Annotated in this window: 15 protein-coding genes and 1 tRNA gene; 8 read left to right on the top strand and 8 right to left on the bottom strand. The window is 62.0% G+C overall.

Features of this window, described 5'->3' with window-relative positions; translation table 11 throughout:
- Positions 1–50: 50 nt before the first annotated feature.
- The 5 genes from secF to queA all read right to left on the bottom strand — a co-directional run bounded on the left by secF (position 51) and on the right by queA (position 5,458).
- Positions 51–959 (bottom strand): protein translocase subunit SecF, encoded by a 909-nt coding sequence (secF, locus tag GQA94_RS09485; RefSeq protein ID WP_158187777.1) that lies wholly within the window; start codon positions 957–959, stop codon positions 51–53.
- A gap of 12 nt (positions 960–971) precedes the next feature.
- Complete coding sequence (secD, locus tag GQA94_RS09480; protein WP_158187776.1) at positions 972–2,840, bottom strand: protein translocase subunit SecD; 1,869 nt, start codon at positions 2,838–2,840, stop codon at positions 972–974.
- Positions 2,841–2,907: 67 nt separating this feature from the next.
- Complete coding sequence (gene yajC / locus GQA94_RS09475) at positions 2,908–3,237, bottom strand: preprotein translocase subunit YajC (protein WP_021209500.1); 330 nt, start codon at positions 3,235–3,237, stop codon at positions 2,908–2,910.
- A gap of 41 nt (positions 3,238–3,278) precedes the next feature.
- On the bottom strand, positions 3,279–4,394 hold the full coding sequence (tgt, locus tag GQA94_RS09470; protein ID WP_158190071.1) for a tRNA guanosine(34) transglycosylase Tgt: 1,116 nt from the start codon (positions 4,392–4,394) through the stop codon (positions 3,279–3,281).
- Between the two features lie 14 nt (positions 4,395–4,408).
- Complete coding sequence (queA, locus tag GQA94_RS09465) at positions 4,409–5,458, bottom strand: tRNA preQ1(34) S-adenosylmethionine ribosyltransferase-isomerase QueA (protein WP_158187775.1); 1,050 nt, start codon at positions 5,456–5,458, stop codon at positions 4,409–4,411.
- A 115-nt stretch (positions 5,459–5,573) separates the two neighbouring features.
- On the opposite strand from queA, the gene GQA94_RS09460 reads away from it, so the two are divergent.
- The 3 genes from GQA94_RS09460 (at position 5,574) to GQA94_RS09450 (ending at position 6,913) form a co-directional block, all read left to right on the top strand.
- Positions 5,574–5,660 (top strand) — tRNA-Leu (locus GQA94_RS09460).
- Between the two features lie 446 nt (positions 5,661–6,106).
- Complete coding sequence (locus tag GQA94_RS09455) at positions 6,107–6,319, top strand: cold-shock protein (RefSeq protein ID WP_003284681.1); 213 nt, start codon at positions 6,107–6,109, stop codon at positions 6,317–6,319.
- 96 nt (positions 6,320–6,415) lie between these two features.
- Positions 6,416–6,913, top strand: a complete 498-nt coding sequence (locus GQA94_RS09450; protein ID WP_158187774.1) for an RDD family protein — start codon at positions 6,416–6,418, stop codon at positions 6,911–6,913.
- A gap of 105 nt (positions 6,914–7,018) precedes the next feature.
- Here the strand turns inward: GQA94_RS09450 and lptG are convergent, their stop codons facing one another.
- Positions 7,019–8,080: an LPS export ABC transporter permease LptG gene (gene lptG, locus GQA94_RS09445; RefSeq protein WP_158187773.1), complete on the bottom strand. Its 1,062-nt coding sequence runs from the start codon at positions 8,078–8,080 to the stop codon at positions 7,019–7,021.
- Entirely contained in the window at positions 8,073–9,194 is a 1,122-nt protein-coding gene (gene lptF / locus GQA94_RS09440; RefSeq protein WP_158187772.1) for an LPS export ABC transporter permease LptF, read from the bottom strand. Before lptF ends, lptG begins: the two co-directional genes overlap by 8 nt.
- A 354-nt stretch (positions 9,195–9,548) precedes the next feature.
- On the opposite strand from lptF, the gene GQA94_RS09435 reads away from it, so the two are divergent.
- Together GQA94_RS09435 and GQA94_RS09430 are read left to right on the top strand one after the other, a co-directional pair.
- On the top strand, positions 9,549–9,986 hold the full coding sequence (locus tag GQA94_RS09435) for a DUF6152 family protein (protein ID WP_199270120.1): 438 nt from the start codon (positions 9,549–9,551) through the stop codon (positions 9,984–9,986).
- A gap of 10 nt (positions 9,987–9,996) precedes the next feature.
- Entirely contained in the window at positions 9,997–10,470 is a 474-nt protein-coding gene (locus GQA94_RS09430) for a DUF2214 domain-containing protein (RefSeq protein WP_158187771.1), read from the top strand.
- Between the two features lie 146 nt (positions 10,471–10,616).
- Here the strand turns inward: GQA94_RS09430 and GQA94_RS09425 are convergent, their stop codons facing one another.
- On the bottom strand, positions 10,617–11,096 hold the full coding sequence (locus tag GQA94_RS09425; RefSeq protein WP_158187770.1) for a VOC family protein: 480 nt from the start codon (positions 11,094–11,096) through the stop codon (positions 10,617–10,619).
- A 564-nt stretch (positions 11,097–11,660) separates the two neighbouring features.
- Here GQA94_RS09425 and GQA94_RS09420 point away from each other — a divergent pair.
- The 3 genes from GQA94_RS09420 to GQA94_RS09410 all read left to right on the top strand — a co-directional run bounded on the left by GQA94_RS09420 (position 11,661) and on the right by GQA94_RS09410 (position 14,093).
- A complete protein-coding gene (locus GQA94_RS09420; RefSeq protein WP_158187769.1) occupies positions 11,661–13,154 on the top strand; it encodes a leucyl aminopeptidase in 1,494 nt (497 codons plus the stop codon).
- A gap of 22 nt (positions 13,155–13,176) precedes the next feature.
- The gene (locus GQA94_RS09415) at positions 13,177–13,596 is read left to right on the top strand and encodes a DNA polymerase III subunit chi (RefSeq protein WP_158187768.1); all 420 of its coding nucleotides are present in this window, start codon (positions 13,177–13,179) and stop codon (positions 13,594–13,596) included.
- A 128-nt stretch (positions 13,597–13,724) separates the two neighbouring features.
- The gene (locus tag GQA94_RS09410) at positions 13,725–14,093 is read left to right on the top strand and encodes a DNA polymerase III subunit chi (protein WP_158187767.1); all 369 of its coding nucleotides are present in this window, start codon (positions 13,725–13,727) and stop codon (positions 14,091–14,093) included.
- Positions 14,094–14,143: the final 50 nt, after the last annotated feature.

Raw genomic sequence — 14,143 nt, 5'->3', positions numbered from 1 at the left:
CCGCTGCGCCCGTTAGGCAACAGGCCACGCCAGAAGTTCAGAAAAACCGATCAGGGGCGCTCGTCGACCTCTTCGACCACCGGAGGGATCAAGTCGTCACGTGTGAGCTTCAGCCATACCAGCAGCATCCCGGCGACATAGACCGACGAGTAGGTGCCGGCGCCAACGCCGATCAACAGCGCCAACGAGAAGCCCCACAGATTCTCGCCACCGAAGAACATCAGCGCACCGACCGCCAGCAGGGTCGATACCGACGTCGCCAAGGTACGCAGCAAGGTCTGGGTCGTGGAGATATTGATGTTCTCCAACAACTCCGCTTTACGCAGGATGCGGAAGTTCTCGCGGATCCGGTCGAAGATCACGATGGTGTCGTTGAGCGAATAACCGATCACCGCAAGCACCGCCGCGAGCACCGTCAGATCGAACGAAATCTGGAACAGCGAGAAGACGCCAAGCACCAGCACCACATCGTGGAACAGCGAAAGCACCGCGCCCAAGCCGAACTTCCACTGAAACCGAAAGGCGACGTAGACGAGGATGCCACCCAGCGCGAGCAGCATGCCAAGCCCGCCCTGGTCACGGAGCTCCTCGCCAACCGCGGGCCCAACGAACTCGACACGCTTGACCGTGAGTCCGCCGGCGCCCTCATCGCCACGAAGCGCTTCGGCGATACGCTCGCCGAGCATCGGATCGTCGCCTGGCATCCTCACCAACACGTCGGTGGTGGCGCCAAAGCTCTGCACCACGGCATCGCCGAAACCGGAACTCGAGAGCTGCGCCCGCACCTGGTCAAGGGCCACCGGTTGTTCGTAGGACAGCTCGATCAATGTGCCGCCGGTGAAATCCAGGCCGAAATTCAGCCCTTTCACCGCCAGGCTACCGAGCGAAGCAAGCGTGAGCAGCACCGTCAGGGCAAAGGCCACATGACGCACGCCCATGAAATTGATTACGCGTTTCATCGTGCTAGCCCCTTAAATCCACAACTTCTTGAGATCGCGGCCACCGTAGATCAGGTTGACCATGGCGCGGGTCACGATGATGGCGGTGAACATCGAGGTAATGATCCCGAGCGACAGGGTAACGGCGAAGCCCTTGATCGGGCCGGTTCCCATCGCGAACAGGATGCCCCCGACCAGCAGCGTAGTCAGGTTGCCGTCGACGATCGCCGAAAAGGCCCGATCGAAGCCTTCATGGATGGCTCGCTGGATGGACATACCGTTGCCGATTTCCTCGCGAATACGCGAGAAGATCAGCACGTTGGCATCGACCGCCATACCCATCGTCAGCACGATGCCGGCAATGCCAGGCAGCGTCAGCGTGGCACCCAACAGGGACATCAGCGCGGTCAGCACCACCATGTTGAATAGCAGCGCAAGGGTGGCAAGCACGCCGAAGAACTTGTAGATCAACACCATGAACACCGCGACGAAGAGGAAGCCCCACATCGCCGCCTCGACACCCAGCTTGATGTTTTCAGCACCCAGGCTCGGGCCAATGGTGCGCTCTTCTGCAAAGTACATCGGCGCAGCGAGGCCGCCGGCACGCAGCAACAGCGCGAGCTCCGAGGATTCGCCCTGGCCATCCAGGCCGGTGATACGGAACTGGCTGCCCAGCGGCGATTGTATGGTCGCCAGACTGATGATCTTCTTCTCTTCCTGGAAGGTCTCGACGCGAACCTCCTGCTCGACACCGTCCACCATTTGCCTGACGTAGCGGGTGGTCGGGCGTTGCTCGATGAAGATCACGGCCATGCTGCGACCGACATTGTTACGGGTGGCGCGGTTCATCAGGTCGCCGCCATGACCATCCAGGCGGATATTCACCTGCGGGCGACCATTCTCGTCATAACTGGCTTGAGCGTCGGTCACCTGGTCACCGGTAATGATCAGGCTGCGCTCGAGCTGTGCAGGCGGACGACCCTCCTCGCGGAACTCGAAGGTCTCGGTCGTGGCACGCGCGGCATCAGCCTCGGCCGCCAGGCGAAACTCGAGGTTGGCGGTCTTGCCCAGGATGCGCTTGGCTTCTGCGGTGTCTTGCACGCCGGGAAGCTCGACGACGATGCGGTTGGCGCCCTGGCGCTGAACCAGCGGCTCGGAAACCCCAAGCTCATTGACCCGGTTGCGCACGGTCGTCAGGTTCTGCTTGATCGAATACTCGCGGATTTCCGCAAGCTTGGCCTCGGTGATCGCCAGGCGCAGGACCTGCTGGCCATTACGCTCGCTGGCGGTCATTTCAAAATCGTTGAAATTCTTGCGGATCAGCGACTGAGCCGCCGAAAGCGTTGCCTCGTCGGTGAAACCGAGCTGCACGGCACCGGCAGCCTGGGGCAGACTGCGATAACGCACCCGCTCCTTGCGCAACAGGCTCTTGACCTCGCCTTCATAGACGTTGAGGCGTGTCTCGATGGCCTTGTCCATGTCGACTTCGAGCAGGAAGTGCACCCCGCCCGAGAGATCCAGACCCAGTTTCATCGGGCTCGCGCCCAGATTTCGCAGCCAGTCGGGCGTCGTAGGGGCAAGGTTGAGCGCCACCACATACGCATCGCCCAGCGCACGACGTACCACGTCCTTGGCCGGCAACTGGTCATCCTGGTCGGTCAGGCGCAACAGCCCACCACGACCCTGTTCATCCAGGTTCGCTGCCTTGACGGCGATACCGGCCTCGGCCAGCGCCTTGCTGGCGCGGTCCAGATCGGCCTCGGTAACGTCGAGCGAGGTCGCGGCACCGGTGATCTGAACGGCCGGATCGTCCGGATAGAGGTTGGGCGCCGAATAAATGAAGGCAATGCCAAGCACCACCAGGATCAGCAGGTATTTCCAGAGAGGGAATCTATTGAGCATGACGCAGCCCGTCTAATGACGCGGGGCGCCTTGCGCGCCCCGTCGTTGGTGTTGAGTAGAAGTCAGCTCAGATGGCTTTCAACGTGCCCTTGGGCAGCGTGGCGGCAATCGCCACCTTCTGGAACTTCAGCTCCACCGAGTCGGAAACCTCGATCACCACGAAGTCATCGGAGACCTTGGTGACCTTGCCAGCGATACCACCCGAGGTGACGACTTCGTCGCCCTTCTGGAGGCCACCGATCAGGTTCTTGTGCTCTTTTGCGCGCTTGGCCTGTGGGCGCCAGATCATCAGATAGAAGATGACCAGGAAGCCGACCAGGAACAGCCACTCGAAGCCACTGCCAGCGGGACCAGCGGCAGCCTCTTGAGCGTAGGCGGCGGGAATCAGAAAGCTCATGTAGCACTCCTGTTGCAGAGATCAGTTAGTTATGGAATTCGTCACGCAAGTGGCGGGGTTGGCAGGCCGCGCTTGGCGTAGAAGGCGTCGACAAAGGCCGCCAATGTACCCTGTTGGATAGCTTCGCGTAAACCAGCCATCAGGCGCTGGTAATGCCGCAAGTTATGTATTGTATTCAACATGCTCCCCAGCATTTCGCCACATTTGTCCAGATGGTGCAGATACGCGCGGGAGAAGTGTTTGCAGGTGTAACAATCGCATCCGGCATCCAGCGGCGAATCGTCGTAACGGTGCATCGCATTACGAATCTTGATCACCCCGCTGTCTGTGAACAGGTGGCCGTTGCGCGCATTGCGCGTCGGCATTACGCAATCGAACATGTCCACGCCACGACGCACACCCTCCACGAGGTCCTCCGGCTTGCCCACTCCCATCAGGTAGCGCGGCTTGTCCGCAGGCATCTGCGGGGGGAGGAAATCGAGCACGCGGATCATCTCCTCCTTGGGCTCTCCGACCGAGAGCCCGCCGATCGCCAGGCCGTCGAAGCCGATCTCGCACAACCCCTCGAGCGAGCGCATCCGCAGCGATTCGTGCATACCGCCCTGGACGATGCCGAACAAGGCCGCCGGACTGTCGCCGTGCGCGTCCTTGGAACGGCGCGCCCAGCGCAACGACAGCTCCATCGAGCGCCGCGCAACCTCTTCGTCGGCCGGGTAAGGCGTGCATTCATCGAAGATCATCACGATGTCGGACCCCAGGTCGCGCTGCACCTGCATCGACTCTTCCGGCCCCATGAAGACCTTGGCGCCGTCAACCGGCGAGGCGAAATAGACACCCTCCTCCTTGATCTTGCGCATCGCGCCCAGGCTGAACACCTGGAATCCGCCGGAGTCGGTCAGGATCGGTCCCTGCCACTGCATGAAATCATGCAGGTCGCCGTGCGCCTTGATCACCTCCGTGCCCGGACGCAGCCAGAGATGAAAGGTATTGCCGAGAATGATCTGCGCGCCGATACCCTCGATGTCGCGCGGGAGCATGCCCTTCACCGTTCCATAGGTGCCCACCGGCATGAATGCCGGCGTCTCGACCGTGCCGCGGGGAAAGGTCAGGCGCCCCCGGCGCGCCCTCCCCTCGGTCGCAAGCAGTTCGAACGACATGTGGCAGGTACGACTCATTGGGAATCCTCAGGGCCGCGCGGGGCCGGATTGCGCGTGATGAACATGGCATCACCGTAACTGAAAAAGCGGTAACCCCTGGCGATGGCCTCCGTGTAGGCAGCCATGGTTTCCGGATAACCGGCAAAAGCGGAAACCAGCATCAACAGGGTCGATTCGGGCAGATGGAAATTGGTGACCAGTGCATCGACGACATGAAAAGGCTTGCCCGGATACAGGAAAATATCCGTATCGCCACTGAATGCCTTGAGCACGCCGTCACGCGCCGCGCTTTCGAGGGACCGCACGCTGGTGGTCCCGACCGCAACCACCCTGCCGCCGCGAGCCCGGCACGCCGCAACCGCGTCGACCACGTCCTGGCTGACCTCCAGCCACTCGCGGTGCATGTGATGCTCTTCGATTCGGTCGACACGCACCGGCTGGAACGTGCCGGCGCCCACGTGCAGCGTGACGAACGCACGTTCGACGCCTTTTTCCTGCAGCGCATCCAGGAGCTGTGCATCGAAATGCAGACCGGCGGTCGGTGCCGCGACGGCACCTGCCCGCTGCGCGTAAACCGTCTGGTAACGCTCGCGATCGGTCACGTCGTCCGGGCGATCGATATAAGGGGGCAGCGGCATATGGCCGACGCGCTCGAGCAGCGGCAACACGTCCTCGCCGAAATCCAGCTCGAACAAGGCCTCATGCCGCGCCAGCATCAGCGCCTCGCCACCCCCATCGATACGAATCTTCGCCCCTGGCTTCGGCGATTTGCTGGAGCGGATGTGCGCCAGCACGCGCCGACCATCGAGCACGCGCTCGACGAGGATCTCGAGCCTCCCACCCGTCTCCTTCTGAGCGAACAGACGCGCCGGAATGACCCGCGTGTTGTTGAAAACCATCAGATCGCCGGGGCGAAGATAATCGAGCAACTCGGCGAACCCGCGGTGCTCCAGGCGGCCAGTCGGGCCATCGAGCGCCAGCAACCGACTGGCACGACGCTCGGCCAGTGGATGGCGAGCGATCAGCGAATCGGGAAGCTGGAAGGAAAAGTCGGAGACTTGCATGTAAAAGAATCGGCACGGGGCATCGGGGGCGCAAAGCTTAGCGGAAACACCTCAATCTGACCACGCCAGACGATTGACCGACCCGCACTGCATCCCTATACTGCGCCGCCACTGTGCCTCGATGGCGGAATCGGTAGACGCAGCGGATTCAAAATCCGCCGTTGGTAACAACGTGAGAGTTCGAGTCTCTCTCGAGGCACCATGAATCAGACCAAAGGCTGCCGCCAGCCTTTGGAACCGGGGACCGCCCAACAGTAGCGGCATCACCCCATCCGCCCACGCTTCATGCATCGGGCGAACGCAACAGGCTCATCACCATCGAGCCCCGCTCAGCACGACGGTCACTGTTCGCACTGCGCGCATGTGATCCGGCGAATCGACAGAGCGACCCGCAACACCTGAAAAGACGCGCTGAAAGGGCGCCGCTTGCAGTGGACCACTCCATGACTCCGAGGGCTTGGCATCGGCCGGCGAGTTATCGTAGAGTGTGCCCACTGTGTTTGCATGGGTCGCCGTTGAATCGTGACCTGGTGCAGTAGATCTTCAGATCCGCTACATCCCGTTCGACTCTTTACTCCTTGCAACCAGTCTCCGCCTCCTGCCCTTCGCAGGGGCGCTTCTACTATTGAGTTTCAAGGATACAAAGCTATGTCGAATCGTCAGAACGGTACCGTCAAGTGGTTTAACGACGAGAAAGGTTTTGGTTTCATCACGCCCGAAAGCGGTCCGGATCTGTTCGTGCATTTCCGCGCGATCGAAGGCAACGGCTTCAAGAGCCTGAAAGAAGGCCAGAAAGTCAGCTTTGTCGCCGTACAAGGTCAAAAGGGCATGCAGGCTGACCAGGTTCAAATCCAGGAATAAGCCGCCGCTTCGAAAAGCCCCTGATGGCTATATCAGGGGCTTTTTTATGCGCGCAATTCCGTAGAATGCGCAACTGCCTTATCCATCGAGACGCTCATGCGCAACCATTCGCTTAGCCCGCAGGGCCAGTTTCCGCCGGCCACCCTGATCCGTCGCCTCGCAGCCTTGCTGTACGATTCGTTCCTTTCGATTGCACTGATGATGGTAGTCACCCTGTTCTATCAACAGGTGATCCTGCGCTTTTTTTACGGCAGCGAAGGGCTCAAGGCGCTGGCGGAAAGCGGCGGCCTGGATATCGACCCTATTCTGTCGACGCTGCTGCTGTTCAGCCTGTTCGGCTTTTTCGCCAAGTTCTGGACACATAACGGTCAGACGCTTGGCATGCAGGTCTGGGGCGTCCGTATCCAGAATGCCGATGGCAGCGCCATCGATCTGTGGCAGGCACTGCTGCGTTTTCTGATCGCGATCATATCCTGGCTCGCCGTCGGCCTGGGTTACTGGTGGATGCTCTGGGACAAGCAGAATCGGACCTGGCATGACATCTACTCGGAGAGCCAGGTCGTTCAGTTACCCAAGAACATCCACAAGAAATAAGCCGGAGAGCCCGCGCCGGGCCGATCGCGAGTCGCGCCTGACCAGCCTTGCGCGACGCCGACGTGCACCCATGGCGATGCGCCTGCTGCGCTACAACGGGGCGCCCTAGCCGGCCCGTCTTAGCAACCAGAGACCGGCCAGCGCACAGAGACCGGCCGGCACCACGACCGCCAGCAACGGTGAGAAGCCGAACACCTGACTGGCCGGGCCGAGCAGATCCTGCAGGATGCGGAACACGAAGCCGACGATCACCCCCGTGAAGACTCGCTGGCCGAGCGTAACCGAGCGCAGCGGTCCGAAGATGAACGAGATGGCCAGCAGCACCAGTGCCACCGTCACGACCGGCTGCAATACCTTGGTCCAGAACGCCAACCAGTAGCGGCCATTGTTCAAGCCCTGCTCACCCAGGTAGTGGATATACCGCCACAGCCCGGTGACGGACAAGGCATCCGGCTCCATCACCACCGTGCCGACCAGTTGCGGCGTCAGCTGTACGTCCCATTGCTCCTCGGGGCTCTTGATCACCTCGGTGTGGTCGCCTCGGAAATGCGTGGTGGAGACATCGCTCAGCAGCCACGCACCACCCTCGTATTGGGCCCGGCGGGCGAAGCTCGCCGATAACAGCTGGCGCTGCTCGCCGAAGCGATAGCGGGTGACCCCGAGCAGCAGACCACTCGGCTGGACCGCATTGATATGCACGAACTCATCGCCCTGGCGATGCCAGAGGCCACGCTTGCTGCTCTGTGCTTCTCCAGCCCCCTGCGCCGAAGCGCGATTGGCCTGTGCGATGTTCTCGCTCCAGGGCGCCACGTACTCGCCAATCAACACGCCGACCAGCATCAGCAGGAGCATGGGCTTCATGACGGCCAGCACGATCCGTCCGAGCGACACGCCGGCTGCGCGCATGATGGTCAGCTCACTGCTGCTGGCAAGGGTGCCAAGACCGATGAGGCAGCCAATCAGCGCCGCCATCGGCAGCATTTCGTAAATCCGTTTGGGTGTCGTGAGCAGCACGTACGCGGCGGCATCCAGCGTGCCGTAGCTGCCTTTGACATCGCCCAGTTCATCGATGAAAGCGAACAGCAACGCCAGTCCGACGATGACGCCGAGCACGGTCAGAATCGCCAGCAACACATGGCTGCCGATATAGCGGTCGAGCTTACGCATGGGCGGCCCCCGACATGGCGCGGCGCTTGTCGATGGCGAGCCTCAGCGGTTCCCAGTAAAGCATCAGCATCCCTATCGCAAAGAAAAGTCCATGCACCCACCATAGCCCCAGCGCTGGCGGTATTCGCCCTTTGTCCAGCGAACCACGCGCCGCGATCAGCAAGGTCAGGTACGTCATGTACAGCAGGATGGCCGGCAGAAGCTTGAGGAAACGCCCCTGACGGGGATTCACCTTCGACAGCGGCACCGCCAGCAGGGTGACGATGAAGACCAGCAGCGGCAGTGACAAGCGCCACTGCAGTTCGGACTGCATCCGGATATTGTCGCTGCCAAGCAGTTCGCGGGTCGGCATCGCCTCGCGCTCGCTCAGCTCGACACTGACCTCGGGCTTGGGCAGGAGCACACCATAGGTGTCGTACTGGATCGCTCGATAGTTGGCCTGGCCCGGGTTTCCATCGTAGCGATAGCCATTTTCCAGGATCAGATAGCGGCTTCCGTCCGGCTGGATTTCCTGACGACCGCTTTCAGCCACCAGCACCGACAGGCCGCGCTTCTCCCCGGTCGCGCTGGACAGATTGGTTTCGGAAATGAAGACGCCCGCCAACTCGGTGCGGTCGTCGGTCAGCTCACGCGTGTAGGTCACGCGGGTGCCGTCGCGCAGGGTCTGGAAGCGCCCCGGAACCAAGGTATCGAATTCGGTCAGCGAGTCCTGCTCATTGAGGATGCGATCGACTTCCGCCACACCGAGCGGCGCCAGGCCGAGACTGAGCCAACCCACCAGCCCCGCGACCAGCGCGGCCGGTGCCAGGCTATAGGCCAGCAGACGGCGCTGGCTCATCCCCGTGGCGGAAAGCACCGTCATCTCGCTATCGAGGTAGAGCCGACCGTAGGCCAGCAGGATGCCGAGAAACAGGCCCAGCGGCAGAATCAGTTGGAGGAATCCCGGCAGGCGGAACCCCATGATCATCAGCAGCACCCCGGGATCGAGCAGCCCTTGGGCGGCCTGGGCCAGGTATTTGATGAAACGGCCACTCATGATGATCACCAGCAGCACCGCGCTGACGGCGCTCAGGGTGACCAGAACCTCACGGGACAGGTAACGAAAGACGATCAAACCGGACACTCCAGGGTTGTCAGGCTCCGGCGGCCACGCTCGAACCAGCCGCCAGGCAGCCGGTCCGCCGCAACGGAGCGTTGGAAAGTCACGTAGCCGCTTCCAACGCCCCCGGCGAGCGAACCACCGGAAAATAAGCCCGGCATTATCCAGCGATTACTTTCGCGTGTCACGGAAAGCCGAAGGCGCGAAAGGACCGGGCTGTTCGATACGGCGAGACGCTGGGATCCAACGTCAACGCATCCGATGTCAGTGACGGGCGGCGCCAGCCCGGCAGTTGTTCTACTGTAAAGACTGGGAACTGGGTCCAGTGCGTCGACTCACATCTATTATCCGCTCACCGGAGCATGATTTATGCCGGTATCAAGCGAAAGCCGAACCGCCATCCGAGCCATCATCCTCACGACGCGCGAGGCTGCGCATCGTAGCGTCCTGATGCTTTGCGTCATTGCGACAGTGCTGTTTGCGACGCAGGCCTTCGCTCACCACGGATGGGCCTGGGCGGAAGAAGAGCAGTCGGAGTTGAAGGGCACGATTGCAGAGATTTCCATGGCGCCACCTCATCCGGTCCTGCGCGTTAAGGCTCAAGATGGCCGTTTGTGGCAAGTGGATCTGGGAAATCCGAACCAGACGCAACGTTCCGGCTTCACCGCGGATACCGCCAAAGAGGGAGATGACATCACCGTACTCGGCAACCGCACCAAAGAGCCGAACGAAGCGCATATGAAAGCCGTGCGCATTACCGTCGGCGGCAAGCAATACGATATGTATCCGGAACGCATCAAGGAATGACGACACGGCGATGGCAGGCGTTCTGCAATCAATTGCCGGCTGGCCCGGTGCGCTCTTCCTGCAGGAATCCTGGATCGCCTATCTGTTCGTCAACGCCGCTCACATCCTTGGCATCGGGCTCCTCATAGGCGCAATCCTGCCGCTCGATTTGCTCCTTTTGCGTTCGACACACGGACGAGAGCTGCCGATCCTCGGGCCCTTTCTTGTACGCGTAGCGGCAGCGGGCGCCACGCTTGCGGTGATAACGGGGCTATGGTTGTTCTCAGTGAAGCCTGCGGAGTACGCCGAGAATCCAGCGTTCCTCTGCAAGGCCGCATTGCTGGTGCTCGCGATCGGCAACATCGCACTCCAGCATCACGGCAAGCGCTTTGATACCGCCTTGTGCGGCGGCCAGCCAACCGTCCATGTTCGCGCCCTGGCCGCGGCATCCGCCATCCTTTGGCTTTCGATCCTCCTGGCGGGCCGCTGGATCGGCTTTGTCTGACACCAAGCGCGGTCATCCGGCTCCGTCTGCGACCTAGCGGCCAAAGCACCCGCATGGATTCGATAGCGCCCGAACGGCCGCCCCGCTGCTGCAACACCGGCAGCCAACACGGTGCCACGTCGACGGCACTCGGTTCGAAGCACGGGTCAACCCTTCAACGCCGCCTCGATCACCGCGATGTCGATCTTTTGCATGCCCATCATCGCTGCGAACGCGCGCTTGGCCGCCTCTCGATCAGGGCTGGTATACGCCGCCGTCAAAACGCGCGGCGTGATTTGCCACGACAGGCCCCATTTGTCTTTGCACCAGCCACATTCGCTTTCCTGGCCGCCGTTACCAACAATCGCATTCCACAGGCGGTCCGTCTCGGCTTGGTCGTCGGTCGCAACCTGGAACGAGAACGCCTCGTTATGTTTGAACGCCGGCCCCCCGTTAAGTCCGAGGCAAGGGATGCCCATCACCGTGAACTCGACGGTCAGGACATCGCCCTGCTTGCCCGACGGATAGTCGTCTGGGGCGTGATGAACAGCACCCACTGCGCTGTCCGGGAAGGTTTCGGCATAGAACGTCGCTGCCTCGAGTGCGGTGCCGTCATACCAGAGGCAGATGGTGTTTTTGTGGGTCATTTCGGGTCTCCATGATAGGCGCACGGTCCTGCATGTGCGGGCCGGGGGGCGTACCGTTTGATCACGGCCAACTGCGGGTTCGCGGATACTGCTCTTTCGGTCATTGCTGATCTAGTCGTACGCGACCCTGTGAATTCGACAACCCCTCGACATTCATCGCCGGCCGGTCTGGCCGATGGCACGACGCTTCACGGCCTCGCTGCGCGTCAGGCCGGCCGCACCGGATCCCGGGAAGAGGCCTTGGCCGCACTGGGCATTCGTCCGCGCCGTCTGTACGATACAAGGCACACTGACGCAACGCTCCGGGTGATGCCTGGAATGCACGTGGCGTCCATTGCCCATTGGCCTGGGCAGCTCGTGGAAATGCTGTTGAGCAGGCACGCGAGTGGATCCACGTACTGTCCGACTGGTCTGAATTGGCCAGGCTGCCAAGGGAGCCAGCGGGTAACAAACGGGGTACAGACGGAAACGTCACCGCTCTAAAGGCCGCGAGCGCGCAGGCCCTTCGGTATATCCTCAGAATCATTCTGCAAACCCGACTCTTTGTCTTGGGGACTCGACGCCATGGAATTCGTTGTAAAAAACACCAAAGCAGCTGCAGCAAAAACAGCCACTCTGGTTCTGCCGGTCGGTGAGAATCAACTGCTCGGCGCCGCTGCGCAGAGCGTGGATCAGGCCAGTGGCGGCGCTATCAGCGCAGTGCTCAAGCGCGGAGACCTGCAAGGCAAGCCGGGCCAGACCTTGCTGCTGCACAGCCTGCCGGCACTCAAGGCCGAACGCGTCCTGCTGGTCGGTATCGGCAAGGATGGAGAACTGGACGCCCGCCAGTGGCGCAAGGTCGCCGGCGCTGCACTGGGCGTGCTCAAGGGTCTTGGCGGCAGCGATGCGACCTTTGCCTTGCAGGACATCCAGGTCAAGGACCGCGACACCTATGCGAGCGCGCGGATGCTGGTCGAGGTACTGGCGGACGGTCAGTATGTATTCGACCAATTCAAGAGCAAGAAGAACGACGCGCCGGCGCTGAGCAAGATCATTCTGCTGGCAGACAAGGCGGAGCAGCCGCGGGTCGAGCAAGCCGCACGTCATGCCGCTGCGATTGCCGCAGGCATGAGCTTCGCCCGCGACCTGGGCAACCTGCCACCCAATATCTGCCATCCCAACTACATGGCTGAGCAGGCCAGGCAGCTCGGCAAGACCTTCAAGGGCCTGAAAGTCGAGGTGCTGGACGAGAAAAAACTGCGCGAGCTTGGCGCCGGCTCGTTTCTTGCCGTCTCCCAGGGCAGCGAGCAGCCGGGCTGCATGGTCGTCATGCAGTACAACGGTGGCAAGAAAGGCGAGCAACCCTATGCGCTGGTTGGCAAAGGCATCACCTTCGATACAGGTGGCATCAGCCTCAAGCCCGGCCAGGGCATGGACGAAATGAAGTACGACATGTGCGGTGCCGCCAGCGTACTCGGCACCTTCCGTGCCGCGCTCGAACTGCAACTGCCGATCAACCTGGTCGGCCTGCTCGCCTGCGCGGAGAACATGCCCAGCGGCAACGCGACGCGCCCCGGCGACATCGTGACCACCCTCAGCGGCCAGACAGTCGAGATCCTCAATACCGATGCCGAAGGCCGTCTGGTGCTGTGCGACACCCTGACCTACGCAGAGCGCTTCAAGCCACGCGCCGTGATCGATGTCGCCACGCTTACCGGCGCCTGCATCGTCGCCCTGGGCAGCCACACCTCCGGCCTGCTCGGTAACAATGACGAGTTGCTGCAACAGGTCCTTGGTGCCGGCCAGAAAGCGGACGACCGGGCGTGGCAACTGCCACTGTTCGATGAATACCAGGAGCAGCTCGACAGCCCCTTCGCCGACATCGCCAACATCGGAGGACCCAAGGCCGGCACCATCACCGCTGCGTGCTTCCTGTCGCGTTTCACCAAAGCCTATCCCTGGGCCCATCTGGACGTCGCCGGGACGGCCTGGATCAGTGGCGGCAAGGAAAAAGGCGCCACTGGGCGCCCGGTACCCTTGCTGACGCAATATCTGCTGGATCGAGCCGAGCCGGCATGAGACAGACGAGCGGAAACAGGGCATGACGCGCATCGAGTTCTACGTATTGCCCGACAGCGAACCGGCAGGCCGTGCCCGAGCGGCCTGCCAGCTGGCGAGCAAGGGCTGGCAGCACGGCATGCCGGTCTTCATTCGCTGCCAGGACAACGTCCAGTGCAGCGAATTGGACGCGCTGTTGTGGAGCTTTCGCGCCGAGCGCTTCGTTCCCCATGAACAGCATGACGACGATCCCCTCGCGCCTGTGGTCATCGGCACCGATCAGCCGCCGGCCACCCCGCAGGGCCTGCTGATCAACCTGTCGCCGACCCTGTCGCCGCATACCGACCAGTTCAGCCGGGTGATCGAGATCGTCAACCAGCAGCCCGAGCTACTGACCGTCTGCCGGGACAATTTTCGACTCTATCGGCAGCGCGGCTATGATCCCAAGAGGGTCGAGTTGTAGCGAACGCTGGCAGAGCGTCGCGAACTCACCGCCTCTGCAGCCGGTCAACAACGATAGCGATCGGGCCCGCGCCCGTTTCAGGCGCGCCAGGACCCGCTTGGACGCCTTATCTCCGGAAGCAACCGTACATGACACAAACACCGCCCAGCAAAGCCGCCCACCTTCTCGACGACCTGGAATCGATCCGCGCCCTGCTCGGCGATCAGGACCCTCCTGTGTTGAATGAAACAGTGGACCCGGACAGCATTCCGCTGCTTTCGGATGTTGTCGAGCGTGCGCCGGACATGGCCGCGCGCCCCGAGATCGAGCCGCGCGAGCCGGCCGTACGGACGGCCTTTCGCACCCTTGCCGAACGCCACCTCGACCATGAACTGCGCACCGCCGCGCAACTGATCCTGCAAGATGTCATCGACGATTTCGTCCCGCAGATCGAAGCCGAACTGCGCAGCCGCCTGGAAGCGAAGGCCGAGCAGTTGATCAAGACTCAACGCACCTGAGCGACGCCCTGCCGGGCGGCCCCGCGACCCTCCTGCGCCCGACGCGGCGG

The sequence above is a fragment of the Stutzerimonas stutzeri genome, assembly GCF_009789555.1.
Taxonomy (GTDB): domain Bacteria; phylum Pseudomonadota; class Gammaproteobacteria; order Pseudomonadales; family Pseudomonadaceae; genus Stutzerimonas; species Stutzerimonas stutzeri_R.
This window is presented reverse-complemented; position numbering and strand designations above follow the sequence as displayed.

Excerpts from the sequence above, each read along its gene's own strand:
- secF (WP_158187777.1), bottom strand. The coding sequence starts at position 959 with ATGAAACGCGTAATCAATTTCATGGGCGTGCGTCATGTGGCCTTTGCC.
- secD (WP_158187776.1), bottom strand. The coding sequence starts at position 2,840 with ATGCTCAATAGATTCCCTCTCTGGAAATACCTGCTGATCCTGGTGGTG.
- yajC (WP_021209500.1), bottom strand. The coding sequence starts at position 3,237 with ATGAGCTTTCTGATTCCCGCCGCCTACGCTCAAGAGGCTGCCGCTGGT.
- tgt (WP_158190071.1), bottom strand. The coding sequence starts at position 4,394 with ATGTCGTTCGAACTGCTTGCGACCGAGGGGAGGGCGCGCCGGGGGCGC.
- queA (WP_158187775.1), bottom strand. The coding sequence starts at position 5,458 with ATGCAAGTCTCCGACTTTTCCTTCCAGCTTCCCGATTCGCTGATCGCT.
- GQA94_RS09455 (WP_003284681.1), top strand. The coding sequence starts at position 6,107 with ATGTCGAATCGTCAGAACGGTACCGTCAAGTGGTTTAACGACGAGAAA.
- GQA94_RS09450 (WP_158187774.1), top strand. The coding sequence starts at position 6,416 with ATGCGCAACCATTCGCTTAGCCCGCAGGGCCAGTTTCCGCCGGCCACC.
- lptG (WP_158187773.1), bottom strand. The coding sequence starts at position 8,080 with ATGCGTAAGCTCGACCGCTATATCGGCAGCCATGTGTTGCTGGCGATT.
- GQA94_RS09435 (WP_199270120.1), top strand. The coding sequence starts at position 9,549 with ATGCCGGTATCAAGCGAAAGCCGAACCGCCATCCGAGCCATCATCCTC.
- GQA94_RS09430 (WP_158187771.1), top strand. The coding sequence starts at position 9,997 with ATGGCAGGCGTTCTGCAATCAATTGCCGGCTGGCCCGGTGCGCTCTTC.
- GQA94_RS09425 (WP_158187770.1), bottom strand. The coding sequence starts at position 11,096 with ATGACCCACAAAAACACCATCTGCCTCTGGTATGACGGCACCGCACTC.
- GQA94_RS09420 (WP_158187769.1), top strand. The coding sequence starts at position 11,661 with ATGGAATTCGTTGTAAAAAACACCAAAGCAGCTGCAGCAAAAACAGCC.
- GQA94_RS09415 (WP_158187768.1), top strand. The coding sequence starts at position 13,177 with ATGACGCGCATCGAGTTCTACGTATTGCCCGACAGCGAACCGGCAGGC.
- GQA94_RS09410 (WP_158187767.1), top strand. The coding sequence starts at position 13,725 with ATGACACAAACACCGCCCAGCAAAGCCGCCCACCTTCTCGACGACCTG.